Genomic DNA, 14,160 nt, shown 5'->3' with positions numbered 1-14,160 from the left:
AACCGAGACAGGAGGACATGGAACGTCTCGCCCGCCGGAACTAGCGTCGACGGCATGACAACTACCGCACGTACAGTGCTCTTCCACGAGATCGGCGGACCCGAGGTCCTCACGGTCGAGGAGACCGAACTGCCCGACCCCGCTCCGGGTGAGGTGCTGGTGAAGGTCGAGGCGCTCGGGCTGAACCGGGCCGAGGCGATGCTGCGCGCCGGGACCTACTTCTACCAGCCCACCCTGCCGGGCTCCCGCAACGGCTACGAGGCCGCCGGCGAGGTGGTGGCGGTCGGCGCGGGCGTGACGGCGTTCGCGCCCGGCGACCCGGTGCTCGCGGCGGCGAACCACCACCTCAGCACCCACGGCGTCTACGCCGACCTCGTCCTCCTCCCCGAGACCTCGCTCGTGCCGCGCCCGGCCGGCGTCGACGCCGTCACCGCGGCCGCCGTCTGGCTCACCTACACGACGGCGTACGGCGCCCTGATCGAGCGGGCCGGGACGGCGGCCGGCGACCATGTCCTGATCACCGGGGCGTCCAGCGGGGTCGGCACCGCGGCGATCCAGGTGGCCCGGCGGGCCGGCGCGATCCCGATCGCGACCACCCGCACCGAGGCCAAGCGGCAGGCACTGCTCGATCTGGGCGCCGAGCATGTGATCGTCAGCGAGGACGAGGACGTGATCAAGGAGACCCGGCGGCTGACCGGCGGCCGGGGCGCCGAGGTCGTCCTGGACGCGATCGGCGGCTCGTACTTCCGGGAACTGGGCGCAGCGGCCGCCGCCGACGCCACCATGGTCAGCTACGGCTGGCTGGCCGACGGCCCCATCGAACTGCCCCGGAACTGGCCCGTCACGGTCCACGGCTATGCCAACTTCATCGTGACCGGCAACGCCGAGGGCCGCCGCCGCGCCGCCCACTACCTCGCGGCGGGCCTCGCCGACGGCACCCTGCGCCCGGTGATCGCCGAGGTGTACGACGGCCTGGACCGCATGGCGGACGCGCACCGCCTGATGGAGTCGAACGCGCACCTGGGCAAGATCGTCGTACGCCCCTGAACGGGTTCACCGGGATTGCCGGGACCCCGGAATAGTGCCGGGGCCGACGGAGTTGTCGTGAACATCAGGAGCATGCACACGCATGGAACACTCCCGAACGACTCCGGAAGGCCTGTCATGAAGATCGGCATCATCGGCGCGGGCAACATCGGCGGCAACCTCACCCGCAGGCTCACCGCTCTCGGCCACGACGTCTCCGTGGCGAACTCCCGCGGCCCCGAGACGCTCAGGGAACTGGCCGAGGAGACCGGCGCGACCGCCGTCCGGGCCGAGGAGGCGGCCAAGGGCGCCGAGGTGGTGGTCGTCACCGTCCCCCTCAAGGTCGTCCCCAGCCTCCCCTCGGGCCTGCTGGACGGCGCGGCCGAGGGCGTGGCGGTGATCGACACCGGCAACTACTACCCGCAGCAGCGCGACGGCCGCATCGCCGCGATCGAGGACGAGGGCCTGACCGAGAGCCGCTGGACCGAGCAGCACCTCGGCCACCCGGTGATCAAGGCCTTCAACGGCACCTACGCCCAGGACATCCTCGACCGCCCCCGCCCGGCGGGCGACCCCGACCGCATCGCCCTCCCGGTGGCCGGCGACGACGGGGCGGCCAAGGCCAAGGTCCGCGCCCTCATCGACGAACTCGGCTTCGACACGGTCGACGCGGGCGGCATCGACGACTCCTGGCGCCAGCAGCCCGACACCCCGGTCTACGGCCTCCGGGCAGGCGTGGAAGCCGTGACCAAGGCCCTCGCCGAGGCCTCCCCGGAACGCCCGGCGACCTTCCGCGGCTGACGGCCGTCAAGGGAGCCGGGGCGGTCAGGGCGTCGCCCACTCCCTCAGCGCGGCCTTGCTGGGGAAGTCGGCGACGTCCTTGTCGTGCGGGTCACTGGTGTACTGGTGGAAGCGCCACTTCGCCTTGATGCGGGGGTGGCCCGCGCTCACGTAGTCGGCGATCCACAGGCCGTCGCCCGCGTAGGAGGTGTCGTCGACGGTGAGCCAGAAGTCGCGGTTGCAGTAGAGGATGACCCGGTGAGTGGGCCGCAGGGCCTTCACCTTCTTGAGGAAGGCGTCCTTCTCCGCGCCGCTCGCGTGGGTGCCGTCGCCCGTGGTCTCCCAGTCGACGGCGAGGATGTCGCCCGGCCTGGAGGGGGCGGCGGTCACGAAGTGTTCGGCCTGGGCGGTGAGGTTGCCGGGCCACAGGAAGTGGTAGAAGCCGACGACCAGGCCGGCGTCGCGGGCGGTCTTCGCCTGGGCGGTGGCGTGGGGATTGACGTACGAGCGGCCCTCCGTCGCCTTGACGAAGGCGAAGGAGAGGCCGCTCGTGTCGTACGAGGACGACTGGAACGCGCTGACATCGATGCCGGAGAGCATGTGGGGGGCTCCTCGAAGTACCGGTGGGGGTAAGGAGTTGGCGTTGCTGGTTGAGTGATGCCCCACGATGACACGCCCGATCCACCCTCGCCCGGGGGAACGTCAGCTCCGGGTGACCACCGAACTGAGTACCGACGCCGACTTCCCCGACCAGTCCGACGTGATGATGCTCGCGTGGTCCCCGGCCAGCAGGGCCAGCCTGGCCGCCACCTCGGCGTCCGTGGGGGTGGTCGAGGAGATCGCCGGGGACACGTTGTAGGCGTCCGTCATGATCAGGATGTAGTGGTTCGTGGAGTAGAACGACGTGTCGTAACCGCTGTTGACGTACGTCGCCGCATCGCCGTCGAAGAACACGAACCAGGGGCGGATCGAGGTGTCGGAGGTCCAGCGGCTCGCCCGCGGGTCGCCGCCCGCCGCGCCCAGCACCGCGGGGAAGGCCTCGGCCCGCGCGATGTTCCCGGCCGCGTACAGGTCGCGCAGGTGGTCGCCGTACTCCTGGTCCGTCCAGTAGTGGTCGAACGGGTTGTTCATCTCCACGGTCCCGGGGATCACCTCGAAGAGGAACTTGCCCTTGAGGGAGTCACGGCTCGGCCAGGCGTTCGCCTTCGCCGCCGCGTCCGGCGTGGAGTACGACGAGCCCAGCAGGTCGGCCGGCTTGTAGACGCTGCTGCCGAGCTTCTGGTCGATGAGGGTGTCGAACTCGTCGGGACCGAGACCGACGTCGTTGTTGAAGCCGACCTTCATCTCTATCTTGAAGACGATCGGCGGGTGGTCGGGGTGCAGCTGGTTCCAGGCCGCGATGTTGTCCAGGCAGCTGCCGAAGTCCTGGTTGCGGTCCTTGCTGTACAGCTCGCCGGGCGTCTTGGCGTCCTCGCAGTTGTTGTCGTTGCCCAGCGGACTGCTGTGACTCACCCGCCAGCGCCGGTTCACGCTGTCCGCGTAGATGTCGATCTCCAGCAGCGAGGCGCCGGAGTCCAGCGCCTGGGCGAAGTACGTGTACTTGGACTTGTCGTACGCGTTGTGCGTGCCGATGGCCGTCGTCTCGGAGAACTTCCCCGTCACCGCGTGGGCGTTCCCCGGCACCACCGCCAGCAGCGCCGCCGCTCCCACGAGCGCCGCCAGCCTTCTCATCACCCGCATGCCCGAACTTCCCTTCGCTGCCGTCGAGTTGGCGGAAGCGTAGGAGAAAGCGGTTACTGTCGGGTAGCCCCTGGAGGAACATCAGCCTCCGGCGGCGCGCGCCCACGAGCCTCAGGTGTCGGGCCCCCGCGTCCACAGGCGCGCCGTCCCGTGGCCGTTCACGGTGGCCACGAGCCGACCGTCCGGGCCGAAGGCGAGGGCGGTGACCGGTCCGTCCCGGCCTGCGTACCAGCCAGGCCGGCGCACGCGGCGCGGGCACGCCGTTCCGGAGCTTCTACACCCCGGAGGAGATGCTGACCCTGGCCCACGAGGCCGGCTTCACACACGTCCGGCACGTCCCGGGCACCTCCCTCGCCGAGCGCTACTTCACGGGCCGCCCGGACGGCCTGCGGCCGTCGACCGGGGAGGACCTGCTGCTGGCCACGACGTGAACCCACCGCCGGTCATCCCGACCGGCATCCCCGCCGGGCGGCGCGGGCGGTCGTCCTCGCCGGTCGTTCCCGCTCGCCGTCCCCGACCGTTGTGCGCGCCGGTCGCCCCCGCCCGTCGTCCCGGCACGTCATCCCGGCCTGTCCTCCCCGGCGCGTCGATACGATGGCGGGAACGGCGAGTTGGGGGGAGTTCCGGAGTGGAACCGTTGATGGGCATGGCGCTCTCGGCTGTCGGCACGGTGGCTTCGGGAGCCCTCTCCGGAGCGGGCGGCGAGGCGGGCAGACGGGTCTCCGAGCGGCTCTACGAGCTGTTGAGCAGGGGCCGTTCCGGGGGCAACTCCGCTACAGGAGAAGGGGATTCGCACCGGCCCACCCTTCCCGTCACCGAGCCTGAGCAGACGGCCGCGGCCCGCCAGCTCCTCGAACTGGCCAGCAGATCACCGGAGTTCGCCCGCGAGGTGACGGAGTGGGTCCGCGAGGCCGCGTGGCTGTCGCCGCGCACCGTACCCGCCGTGGCGCCCGGTGCCTCGCGGCCGCAGATGCTGCCGCCGGCGTCGGCCGTGTTCACCGACCGCGCCGAGGTGCTCGCCTGGCTCACGGCTCTGCTGGACGAGGAGGAGCGCCCGCCGGGTGCGCCCACGCTCGCCGTCCTCACCGGGCCGGGCGGCATCGGCAAGACCGCCGCCGCCGTGCACTGCGCGACCGCGCTGCGGGAGCGGTTTCCCGACGGCGTGCTGTTCGCGGACCTGAAGGGCGCGTCGGCGGGTACGGCGCTCGCCCCCTCCGACATCCTCGCGCGCTTCCTGGAGCGGCTCGGGGTCCCGCCCGCCATGGTGCCGGGCGACGAGGCACGCCAGCGGGACCTGTACCGCGACTGCACCGCCGACCGGAGCCTGATCGTCGTACTGGACGACGCCCATGACGACGCCCAGGTGATCCCACTGCTCCCGGCCTCGCCGGACTGCCTGGTCCTGGTGACGAGCCGGTACCGGCCGGGGTCTCTCGTGGCCGCCCACGGGGCCCGGCCGTATCCGCTGGGGCCGCTGTCGGCCGAGGATGCGGCGACGCTGATCAGGCGGGTCGCCGGAGGTGACCGACCGTCCGCCCCGGACGCCGTGATCCGGGCCGTGGCGGACGGCACGGGCGGGATCCCCCTCGCGGTGTGCACCACCGGCGCCGGTCTGGCCGTACGGCACCATCTGACCTGGGAGCGCGTCGCACAGCAGCTGTCGGACCGGAACCGCGTCCACGACCAGGGAGGAACCGCCGTGCGCGACGACACCCCGGACGGTACGGCCGACCCCGTCCGGCTCGTCCAGGACGCCGCCTACGCCGAACTGACCCCGGACTGCGCCGCGTTGTATCGCGCGATCGCGGTGTGGCCCTGGCCCACCGTGACCGTCCGGTGCGCCACGCATGCGGCCGGTGTCGGTGCGGACGAGGCGCGGGCGCTGCTGGAGGAGCTGGCCCGGGTGCATCTGCTGGAGGAGGTCGGGGAGGAGCGCTACCGGTTCCACGACCTGACCCGGGCCCACGCCCACGGGCTCGCGGAGGCCGAGGACGGACACGGTCGGATGGCCACCTCGGTGCGCCGCGTGGCGGTTTCGCACCTGCGCTTCGCCGCGGGCGCGGACTTCCGGGTCATGCCGCTGCGCTGGCGGCTCGGCCCCGCCTACCGGGGACTCACCCTGCCGGAACAGCGCGACCCCGGCGACGGCAAGCGCGCGCTGGCCGAACTGCGCGCCGAGCGGGAGAATCTCGCGGCCGTCATCCGGGCCGCCGCCCACCATGGCTTGCACGACCACGTATGGCAGTTGTGCGAGGCCATGTGGGGCCTGCATCTGCTGCTCGGCTTCCACGCCCAGTGGATCGACACACATCTGCTGGGCGTCGAGGCCGCTCAACGCAGTGCGGAGGAGTTCGGCGACCCGCGTGCCGTCGGCCGCATGTGGACGCAGCTCGCCTTCGGCTACCTGGGGGCGGGCCGGGCAGCGGACGCCGAGGACGCCCTCGTGCGGGCCAGGGACGCGGACCGGGCCTGCGGCCACCACCGGGGTGAGGCGACCGCGGCCGAGGCGCTGGGGCTGCTCCGCCTCAAGCAGTGGGAGTTCGCCGCGGCCCAGCGGTGCTTCGAGGAGGCGCAGGAGATGCTGAGCCGTATCGGCCCCGGGCAGGACGGCTGGGAGGACGTGCCGCGTGCCACCGCCCTGCTGACGCACCACATCGGCCGTGCCCAGACCAGGCAGCGCCAGTTCCCTTCCGCCATCGCCGGGTTGAACGACGCCCTCGCCCGGTTCCGCCGGCTGCCGGGCGGTGGCGACACCTACAACGCGGGCCGCGTCTACATGAGCCTGGGCGACGCCCACCTGGACGCCGGCGATGCGGAACAGGCGCGCGTCTGCCTGGACGAGGCCGTCAAGGCGATGACCGAGACGGGCGCGGGGCTCCAACTGGCCGACGCCGTCGAGGCGCGGGCCCGCTGCCATCGCCTCTCCGGCCGCCGGGCGGAGGAGGCGGAGGATCTGCGCACCGCCGCCGCGTGCTACGAGGAGTACGAGAACCACAGCGGCCTGGCCCGCGTGCGGGCGCGACTGGCCGAGGCGGAGGCCTGACCCGCGGCTCAGAGCGCTCCCGGTGCGAGCGGCGCCACAGTCACCCGGTGGGCCGCGTCACCCGTCCGTACGGTGATCCCGGGGATGGCTCCGGCCAGCTGCCGCCCACTCGCGAGCCAGCCGTACAGCCCGGAGGCGTACGCGGCGGGATCGCACAGGTCGGCTCGCCCGTCGGGCCCCGGCGCGGCGGACAGGCGTACGAGGTCCCCTGCGCGGGTGCGGACGACACAGCGGTCCGGCCCGTCGACGTAGGCGACCAGCCCGCAGTACGGGTAGCGGTCGAGCGCCTCCGCCGTCCACGCGGCCGGCGGCCCGAGCCGAGGGTCGTCCCCGGCCGCATACCGTACGACGACGTCGGCGATGCGCAGCCGGCCGGTCTCCCGTGTCTCCTCGTCGACCAGTGTGTGGGCGCAGTCCACCCAGGCCGGCGAGTCGTCGGGCGGATCCCCGGCACCGGCGACGGCGTACCGGGCGACGGTGACCTCCGCCGGATCCGTGCCGGCGCCGCCGGTGAGCACGCGGACCGGGGCGGTACGGCGGGCGGGCAGGTAGGGCGGCAGCGGCAACGGGTCGAGCAGCGCGGGGTGCTCCGCGGGCTCGGGGATGCCGATGAGGCCGTAGAACAGGCGACGCAGCAGAGCGGCCGATTCCCCGGGTGACGAACTGGTCTGTTCCGCCAGCTCCTTGTACCGGCCGGGCTCGTGCGCGGCGATGGCACGGTCGATCTGCGCGCGCAGGCTGCCCCGGCGGACGAGCCGGGGTGCCGTACGGCCGAGGGCGGCGACCGGGGAGAGCGGGTCGAGGTCCTGCTGGGGGAACGCTCCGAGGAGGACCGGGACGCCGATCGACGCCGCGTAGTAGGTGACGCTGGAGTGGTCGCCGAGGATGCAGTCGGCGGCGATCAGGGCCTGGCGCCACCCGTCGAGGGGAGATACCGGGTCGAGGCCGGCTCGTCGCGCGTTGTCCAGCCAGGCGCGGACCTGTCCGGGGCCGTGGCCGTACCAGATGTTGGGGTGCAGGACCGCGACCGTCCGGTACTCGTCGGCCGGCAGCTCCGCCGACAGACGGGACAGCAGCCAGGGCAGCAGATCGTCCGCCTCCGGCTCCGCGGCTCGGCCGAAGAGGGAGCGTGGCGCCCAGGTGGAGCTGACGACGATCAGCCGCTGGCCGGGGCCCACACCCAACGCCCGCCGGTAGAGGGCGCGTTGGGGGAGGGCGTCGAGGATGCGGTCGTAGCACGGGTCGCCCGCGAGCACCGCGGTGGGTGCCGCCTGCGGGCAGGACGAGCGCAGCCGGTCGAGCTGTTCGGGGTGGGAGAGAACGGTGGTGTGGGCGAGAGGACGCCCGTCGTCGAGGAGCCAGTCAGGCGAGAGACCGAAGACCGGTGTTGTCCGGTGTTGTCCGGTGTTGTCCGGTGTTGCCAGCCTCTTATTGTAACCGACCCCGTGTGACAGAACCGCCAACTTGCCCTGGATCGCGCCCAGTTCACCGCCGTAACTGGCGGAGACGGCCAGGTCGAACGTGGTGTCCTTGGCCTGCTCCCAGGGGAGCACCGGGAGTCCGGCCCGCGCCAGCAGCTCGGGCACTCCGGCCAGGAACGGGGACGAGCCCGTGCAGGTGGCGAACATCTGCACGCGCAGGTCGCCGGAGAACAGCGGGAGCAGGTCCAGCAGGCGCGTCGCCGACGTCACGTTGTGCACGACGAACAGGACCCGGCGGCACCCGGCCCGCGTGACCCAGCGCTCCGCGTCCTCGCCCACCGGCACACGTATCCGTGCCGCAGCACCCGTCACCCCGCCCGTCACGGGGTTCACCTCAGCACTCGATGATGTTCACCGCAAGTCCGCCCCTCTGCAGCGGCCTTCAGCGCTGCTAGGGTTTTCGCATGGGACCTTTGGAGCCGAAGGTAAATGAGCTCATCGTCGCGGTGATCTGCTTCGCAGCGGTCTTCTTCACTTTCGCGAAATTCTTGGTGCCGCGGATCACCAAGACCCTTGAGGCCCGGCAGGAAGCCATCGAGGGCACCATCGAGCAGTCCGAAGCCGTCCATGCGGAGGCGCGGCAGATTCACGCCGAATACCAGGCCGAACTTTCCGAGGCGCGCCACGAGGCTGCCCGCATCCGGCAGGCCGCGGCCGACGAGGGAAGCCTCCTCATCCAGGAGGTCCGGGCCGAGGGGCAGCGGCGGCGCGACGAACTCGTGGCATCGGCCAGGGCGCAGCTGGAAGCCGACCGGATCGTCGCCGAGGCGGCACTCCGGGAGGATGTGCTCAGGCTGGCCACCGACCTGGCCGGACGCATCCTCGGTGAGCCGATCACCGACGAGCGCCGGGCGCGGGAGATCGCCGACGCGTTCTTCGCCGAGGTGGACACCGACTCCGCGGCGAAGGCGTAATCACCGGGAGTTTCCCAGGATCCGATACGTCAGCAGTGAGCTGGGCGGCTTCAATGAAAGCGGCACGTCAGGGCGGCGGCGCCCAGCATCACCTTGCGCACGACCTTGACCCGCCCGCTGTGGCGGTTCGCGATGACCAGGCGGACGCCGCCCAGGCCGCGTTCGGGCAGGGAGCGCAGGAACGTGCTCCAGAACAGCCCCGTCTCGCTGTCGCCGACACCCTGTGCAGCGCGTTTGACAAGACTCTTGTCATTGGGTCGAGGTGACTCTTTCCCCAGGGACTTCAAAGGGACGTTCACGCCTGCCCCAGGGAGTCTCCAGGGACTCCCGTCGCGTGAGCAGGGAAGGCCCTGACAACGCCGAAAGAATCGAACGCGCTGGTCAGGGCCCCATCCTCTCAGCACTCGATGATGTTCACCGCGAGCCCGCCCCGCGCCGTCTCCTTGTACTTCACGCTCATGTCCGCACCGGTGTCCTTCATGGTCTTGATGACCTTGTCCAGGGACACCTTGTGGGAGCCGTCGCCGCGCATCGCCATCTTCGCGGCCGTGACCGCCTTCACCGCGGCCATGCCGTTGCGCTCGATGCAGGGGATCTGGACCAGGCCGCCGACCGGGTCGCAGGTGAGGCCGAGGTTGTGCTCCATGCCGATCTCGGCAGCGTTCTCGACCTGCTCGGGGCTGCCGCCGAGCACCTCCGCGAGCGCGCCCGCGGCCATGGAGCAGGCGGAACCGACCTCGCCCTGGCAGCCGACCTCGGCGCCGGAGATGGAGGCGTTCTCCTTGAAGAGCATGCCGATGGCGCCGGCGGCCAGGAGGAAGCGGACCACTCCGTCCTCGTCGGCGCCAGGCACGAAGTTGATGTAGTAGTGCAGGACCGCCGGGATGATGCCCGCCGCGCCGTTGGTGGGGGCCGTCACCACGCGGCCGCCGGCCGCGTTCTCCTCGTTCACCGCCATCGCGTAGAGCGTGATCCACTCCATCGCGTGCGCCAACGGGTCGCCCTCGGCGCGCAGTTGGCGGGCCGAGACGGCCGCGCGGCGGCGGACCTTGAGGCCGCCGGGGAGGATGCCCTCGCGGGACATGCCGCGCGAGACACACGCCCGCATCACCTGCCAGATCTCCAGCAGGCCCGCGCGGATCTCGTCCTCCGTGCGCCAGGCCCGCTCGTTCTCCAGCATCAGCGAGGAGATCGACAGGCCCGTCTCCTTCGTCAGGCGCAGCAGCTCGTCGCCCGTGCGGAAGGGGTACTTCAGGACCGTGTCGTCCAGCACGATCCGGTCCGCGCCGACCGCGTCCTCGTCCACGACGAAGCCGCCGCCGACCGAGTAGTACGTCTTCGACAGCAGCTCCGCGCCGGAGGCGTCGTACGCCCAGACCGTCATGCCGTTGGCGTGGTAGGGCAGCGCCTTGCGGCGGTGCAGGACCAGGTCGTCGTCGAAGGAGAACGGGATCTCGTGCTCGCCCAGTACCTTCAGACGGCCGGATGCCTTGATCGTCTCCACCCGCTCGTCGGCGGTCTCCACGTCCACCGTGCGTGGCGAAGCGCCCTCCAGGCCGAGCAGCACCGCCTTCGGGGTGCCGTGGCCGTGCCCGGTGGCGCCGAGGGAGCCGTACAGCTCCGTGCGCACGGACGCGACGGAGGGCAGCAGGCCCTCGTTGCGCAGACGGCGGGCGAACATGCGCGCCGCCCGCATCGGGCCGACCGTGTGGGAGCTGGACGGGCCGATGCCGATCGAGAACAGGTCGAAGACCGAGATGGCCACGGTCACTCCTCAAGACAGCAAAAACAGGGGGTGGTGGGGCACCCTTCCCAGAGTGCCCCACCGGGGGACTTACGTGTCCGGGCCTACTTGTTCAGACCCGGGTACAGCGGGTGCTTGTCGGCGAGCGCCTTCACGCGCGCCTTCAGGGCCTCCGCGTCGTACGACGGCTTCAGGGCCTCGGCGATCACGTCCGCGACCTCGGCGAAGTCCTCGGCCGTGAAGCCGCGGGTGGCGAGGGCGGGCGTGCCGATCCGGAGGCCCGAGGTGACCATCGGGGGGCGCGGGTCGTTCGGGACGGCGTTGCGGTTGACCGTGATGCCGACCTCGTGGAGGCGGTCCTCGGCCTGCCGGCCGTCCAGCTCGGACTCGCGCAGGTCGACCAGGATCAGGTGGACGTCCGTACCGCCGGACAGGACGTTCACGCCGGCCTCGCGGGCGTCCGCCGCCGTCAGCCGCTCGGCGAGGATGCGCGCGCCCTCGACCGTACGGCGCTGGCGCTCCTTGAAGTCCTCGCTCGCCGCGACCTTGAAGGAGACCGCCTTGGCCGCGATCACGTGCTCCAGGGGGCCGCCCTGGAAGCCCGGGAAGACGGAGGAGTTCAGCTTCTTCGCGAAGTCCTGCTTGGCGAGGATGATGCCGCCGCGCGGGCCGCCGAGGGTCTTGTGGGTCGTGGAGGTGACCACGTCCGCGTACTCGACCGGGTTCGGGTGCAGGCCCGCGGCGACCAGACCGGCGAAGTGCGCCATGTCGACCCACAGGTAGGCCTCGACCTCGTCGGCGATCCGGCGGAACTCGGCGAAGTCCAGCTGCCGCGGGTACGCCGACCAGCCGGCGATGATCACCTTCGGGCGGTGCTCCTTGGCGAGCCGCTCGACCTCGGCCATGTCGACCAGGCCGGTCTCGGCGTCCACGTGGTAGGCGACCACGTTGAACTGCTTGCCGGAGAAGTTCAGGCGCATGCCGTGGGTCAGGTGGCCGCCGTGCGCCAGGTCCAGGCCGAGGATGGTGTCCCCGGGCTGGGCGAGGGCGAACAGGGCCGCCTGGTTGGCGGAGGCGCCGGAGTGGGGCTGGACGTTGGCGTACTCGGCGCCGAACAGCTCCTTGATCCGGTCGATGGCGATCTGCTCGGCGACGTCGACGTGCTCGCAGCCGCCGTAGTAACGCCGGCCCGGGTAGCCCTCGGCGTACTTGTTGGTCAGCACCGAGCCCTGCGCCTCCATCACCGCGAGCGGCGCGAAGTTCTCGGAGGCGATCATCTCCAGCGTGGACTGCTGGCGGCTGAGCTCGGCGTCGACCGCGGCGGCGATCTCCGGGTCCAGCTCGTGCAGGGACGTGTTCAGGACGGTCATGCGATTACGACTCCTCGCCGGTGGAAAAGGCGGTGTACTCGTCGGCGGAGAGCAGGCCGGCCGGCTCCTCGGCGACGCGCACCTTGAACAGCCAGCCGCCCTCGAAGGGGGCCGAGTTCACCAGCGAGGGGTCCTCGACGACGTCCTCGTTGATCGCGGTGACCTCACCGGTGACGGGCGAGTACAGCTCGGAGACCGACTTGGTCGACTCCAGCTCGCCGCAGGACTCGCCCGCGGTCACGGTGTCGCCGACCTCGGGGAGCTGGACGAAGACCACGTCGCCGAGCGCGTTGGCCGCGTGCTCCGTGATGCCGACCGTCGAGACGCCGTCCTCGGCGCCCGACAGCCACTCGTGCTCCTTGCTGTAGCGCAGCTGCTGGGGGTTGTTCATGGCCTGAATTCTCCTGTACGCGCGGGAGTGCTGATGAAGGGGGGACTGCGAAAACCGCTGGTGGGCTGGAGGTCCCCCTGCTTGAGCGAAGTCGAAAGCTTGGGAGAGATGTGCGCAGGGTCACGTGCCCGCCACGGGACGGGGCCCGCGAGGAACGCGCTCGCGCCCAGTCTCTACTTCTGGCGCTTGTAGAACGGCAGCGCCACGACCTCGTACGGCTCGTGGCTGCCTCGGATGTCCACGCCGACACCCGCGGTGCCGGGCGCCGCGTGCGCCGCGTCGACGTACGCCATGGCGATCGGCTTGCCCAGGGTGGGGGAGGGGGCGCCGGAGGTGACCTCGCCGATCACCTCGCCGCCGGCGACGACGGCGTACCCGGCGCGCGGGACGCGACGGCCCTCGGCGATCAGCCCGACGAGCACCCGGGGCGGGTTCTGCTCGGCGCGCTCTGCGGCCTGCAGGAGCGCCTCGCGCCCGACGAAGTCACCCTCCTTCTCGAACTTCACCACCCGGTCGAGCCCGGCGTCGAACGGGGTGAGGGAGGTGCTCAGCTCGTGCCCGTACAGCGGCATGCCCGCCTCCAGGCGCAAGGTGTCCCGGCAGGACAGGCCGCACGGCACCAGGCCCACACCCTCGCCGGCCTTGGTCAGCGCCTGCCACAGCTCGACCGCGTGCTCCGGCTTCACGAACAGCTCGAAGCCGTCCTCGCCGGTGTAGCCGGTGCGGGCGATCAGGGCGGGGACGCCGGCGACGGTGCCGGGCAGGCCGGCGTAGTACTTCAGCCCGTCCAGGTCGGCGTCGGTGAGGGACTTCAGGATGCCGGGGGACTGCGGGCCCTGGACGGCGATCAGCGCGTAGGCGTCCCGGTCGTCGCGGACCTCGGCGTCGAAGCCGGCGGCGCGCTCGGTGAGGGCGTCCAGCACCACCTGGGCGTTGGAGGCGTTGGCGACCACCATGTACTCGGTGTCGGCGAGCCGGTAGACGATCAGGTCGTCCAGGATGCCGCCGTCGGCCTGGCAGATCATGGTGTAGCGGGCGCGGCCGACGCCGACGGAGGCGATGTTGCCGACCAGGGCGAAGTTCAGGAAGGCGGCCGCCTCGGCGCCGGTCACGGTGATCTCGCCCATGTGGGAGAGGTCGAACAGACCGGCCCTGGTCCGCACCGCGACGTGCTCGTCGCGCTCGGAGCCGTAGCGCAGGGGCATGTCCCAGCCGGCGAAGTCGGTCATCGTCGCACCGAGCGAGCGGTGCAGCGCGTCCAGCGCGGTATGGCGCGGCTCAGTGGGTTCGGTACTGCTCATCGGTCGGTCGTCTCCCAGGACAGCGGAACGGGCGAGGAACGTTCCTCCCCATCTGTCATCGGAACCTGAGAGGTTCGCCGCGACCGCCACGGGGACGATCACGGCTTGCACCTTGGGTGGAGCCACTGCGGAAGCGGCCCGCTTTTCAGATGTGCCTCGCCCGCGCGGTAACGGGGCCTGAGAGATTCAAGGGAGGGACTTGCTCCTTCGGCGCCCCAGCGAAGGCTGCTGGGGACTCTCCCGCGCGGATTCAAACGGCCGGTATGCAGTTGGCGGCCACATCATCGCACGCCGACGGGGCTTTTGTAACCGGCCTGTGGCAGGACGCGGACCTTACCGCCGACCTTTGGCTATTACCTTCTCTTTACGT

At 71.4% G+C, this 14,160-nt stretch carries 11 protein-coding genes, 2 pseudogenes and 2 riboswitches; of the genes and pseudogenes, 5 read left to right on the top strand and 8 right to left on the bottom strand.

All coding sequences use genetic code 11. The features are described from left to right. Positions 1-54: 54 nt before the first annotated feature. Positions 55-1,047, top strand: coding sequence for a zinc-dependent alcohol dehydrogenase family protein (locus tag O1G22_RS13355; RefSeq protein ID WP_270081558.1), 993 nt, complete (start codon positions 55-57; stop codon positions 1,045-1,047). Between the two features lie 117 nt (positions 1,048-1,164). After that, positions 1,165-1,827: an NADPH-dependent F420 reductase gene (locus O1G22_RS13350; RefSeq protein WP_270081557.1), complete on the top strand. Its 663-nt coding sequence runs from the start codon at positions 1,165-1,167 to the stop codon at positions 1,825-1,827. A gap of 24 nt (positions 1,828-1,851) precedes the next feature. On the opposite strand, the gene O1G22_RS13345 is transcribed toward O1G22_RS13350, so the two are convergent. Together O1G22_RS13345 and O1G22_RS13340 are read right to left on the bottom strand one after the other, a co-directional pair. Then, the gene (locus O1G22_RS13345; protein WP_270081556.1) at positions 1,852-2,406 is read right to left on the bottom strand and encodes a glycoside hydrolase family 25 protein; all 555 of its coding nucleotides are present in this window, start codon (positions 2,404-2,406) and stop codon (positions 1,852-1,854) included. 102 nt (positions 2,407-2,508) lie between these two features. After that, complete coding sequence (locus tag O1G22_RS13340) at positions 2,509-3,546, bottom strand: phosphatidylinositol-specific phospholipase C domain-containing protein (protein WP_270081555.1); 1,038 nt, start codon at positions 3,544-3,546, stop codon at positions 2,509-2,511. Between the two features lie 212 nt (positions 3,547-3,758). Between O1G22_RS13340 and O1G22_RS13335 the strand changes: the two are divergent. Beyond that, a pseudogene (locus tag O1G22_RS13335) lies at positions 3,759-3,977 on the top strand (SAM-dependent methyltransferase); the annotation flags it as partial. Positions 3,978-4,192: 215 nt separating this feature from the next. Then, the gene (locus O1G22_RS13330) at positions 4,193-6,589 is read left to right on the top strand and encodes a tetratricopeptide repeat protein (RefSeq protein ID WP_270081554.1); all 2,397 of its coding nucleotides are present in this window, start codon (positions 4,193-4,195) and stop codon (positions 6,587-6,589) included. Positions 6,590-6,597: 8 nt separating this feature from the next. Here O1G22_RS13330 and O1G22_RS13325 read toward each other — a convergent pair whose 3' ends face one another. Beyond that, positions 6,598-8,394, bottom strand: a complete 1,797-nt coding sequence (locus tag O1G22_RS13325) for a hypothetical protein (RefSeq protein ID WP_270081553.1) — start codon at positions 8,392-8,394, stop codon at positions 6,598-6,600. An 80-nt stretch (positions 8,395-8,474) separates the two neighbouring features. On the opposite strand from O1G22_RS13325, the gene O1G22_RS13320 reads away from it, so the two are divergent. Further along, complete coding sequence (locus O1G22_RS13320; protein ID WP_270081552.1) at positions 8,475-8,984, top strand: F0F1 ATP synthase subunit B; 510 nt, start codon at positions 8,475-8,477, stop codon at positions 8,982-8,984. Between the two features lie 53 nt (positions 8,985-9,037). On the opposite strand, the pseudogene O1G22_RS13315 reads toward O1G22_RS13320, so the two are convergent. The 5 genes and pseudogenes from O1G22_RS13315 to gcvT form a co-directional block, all read right to left on the bottom strand. Next, positions 9,038-9,202, bottom strand: a pseudogene (locus tag O1G22_RS13315) (transposase); the annotation flags it as partial. 179 nt (positions 9,203-9,381) lie between these two features. Beyond that, positions 9,382-10,749: an L-serine ammonia-lyase gene (locus tag O1G22_RS13310; RefSeq protein ID WP_270081550.1), complete on the bottom strand. Its 1,368-nt coding sequence runs from the start codon at positions 10,747-10,749 to the stop codon at positions 9,382-9,384. 83 nt (positions 10,750-10,832) lie between these two features. Next, positions 10,833-12,098, bottom strand: a complete 1,266-nt coding sequence (glyA, locus tag O1G22_RS13305) for a serine hydroxymethyltransferase (RefSeq protein ID WP_270081549.1) — start codon at positions 12,096-12,098, stop codon at positions 10,833-10,835. A gap of 4 nt (positions 12,099-12,102) precedes the next feature. Continuing rightward, on the bottom strand, positions 12,103-12,489 hold the full coding sequence (gene gcvH, locus O1G22_RS13300) for a glycine cleavage system protein GcvH (protein WP_225099397.1): 387 nt from the start codon (positions 12,487-12,489) through the stop codon (positions 12,103-12,105). A 173-nt stretch (positions 12,490-12,662) separates the two neighbouring features. Beyond that, positions 12,663-13,790, bottom strand: coding sequence for a glycine cleavage system aminomethyltransferase GcvT (gene gcvT / locus O1G22_RS13295; RefSeq protein WP_270081548.1), 1,128 nt, complete (start codon positions 13,788-13,790; stop codon positions 12,663-12,665). Between the two features lie 42 nt (positions 13,791-13,832). After that, positions 13,833-13,945, bottom strand: a riboswitch (glycine riboswitch). Then, positions 13,946-14,043: riboswitch (glycine riboswitch) on the bottom strand. It lies immediately after the preceding riboswitch. Between the last annotated feature and the right edge of the window lie 117 nt (positions 14,044-14,160).

This window comes from Streptomyces camelliae, assembly GCF_027625935.1.
Taxonomy (GTDB): Bacteria; Actinomycetota; Actinomycetes; order Streptomycetales; family Streptomycetaceae; genus Streptomyces; species Streptomyces camelliae.
The sequence above is the reverse complement of the archived record's forward strand: the minus strand, read 5'-3'. Positions and strand labels throughout refer to the sequence as shown.

Bases quoted from the DNA above. Each gene is read 5' to 3' on its own strand.
- gcvT (WP_270081548.1), bottom strand. From the start codon at position 13,790: ATGAGCAGTACCGAACCCACTGAGCCGCGCCATACCGCGCTGGACGCG.
- O1G22_RS13320 (WP_270081552.1), top strand. From the start codon at position 8,475: ATGGGACCTTTGGAGCCGAAGGTAAATGAGCTCATCGTCGCGGTGATC.
- O1G22_RS13350 (WP_270081557.1), top strand. From the start codon at position 1,165: ATGAAGATCGGCATCATCGGCGCGGGCAACATCGGCGGCAACCTCACC.
- O1G22_RS13330 (WP_270081554.1), top strand. From the start codon at position 4,193: ATGGCGCTCTCGGCTGTCGGCACGGTGGCTTCGGGAGCCCTCTCCGGA.
- gcvH (WP_225099397.1), bottom strand. From the start codon at position 12,489: ATGAACAACCCCCAGCAGCTGCGCTACAGCAAGGAGCACGAGTGGCTG.
- O1G22_RS13345 (WP_270081556.1), bottom strand. From the start codon at position 2,406: ATGCTCTCCGGCATCGATGTCAGCGCGTTCCAGTCGTCCTCGTACGAC.
- glyA (WP_270081549.1), bottom strand. From the start codon at position 12,098: ATGACCGTCCTGAACACGTCCCTGCACGAGCTGGACCCGGAGATCGCC.
- O1G22_RS13355 (WP_270081558.1), top strand. From the start codon at position 55: ATGACAACTACCGCACGTACAGTGCTCTTCCACGAGATCGGCGGACCC.
- O1G22_RS13340 (WP_270081555.1), bottom strand. From the start codon at position 3,546: ATGCGGGTGATGAGAAGGCTGGCGGCGCTCGTGGGAGCGGCGGCGCTG.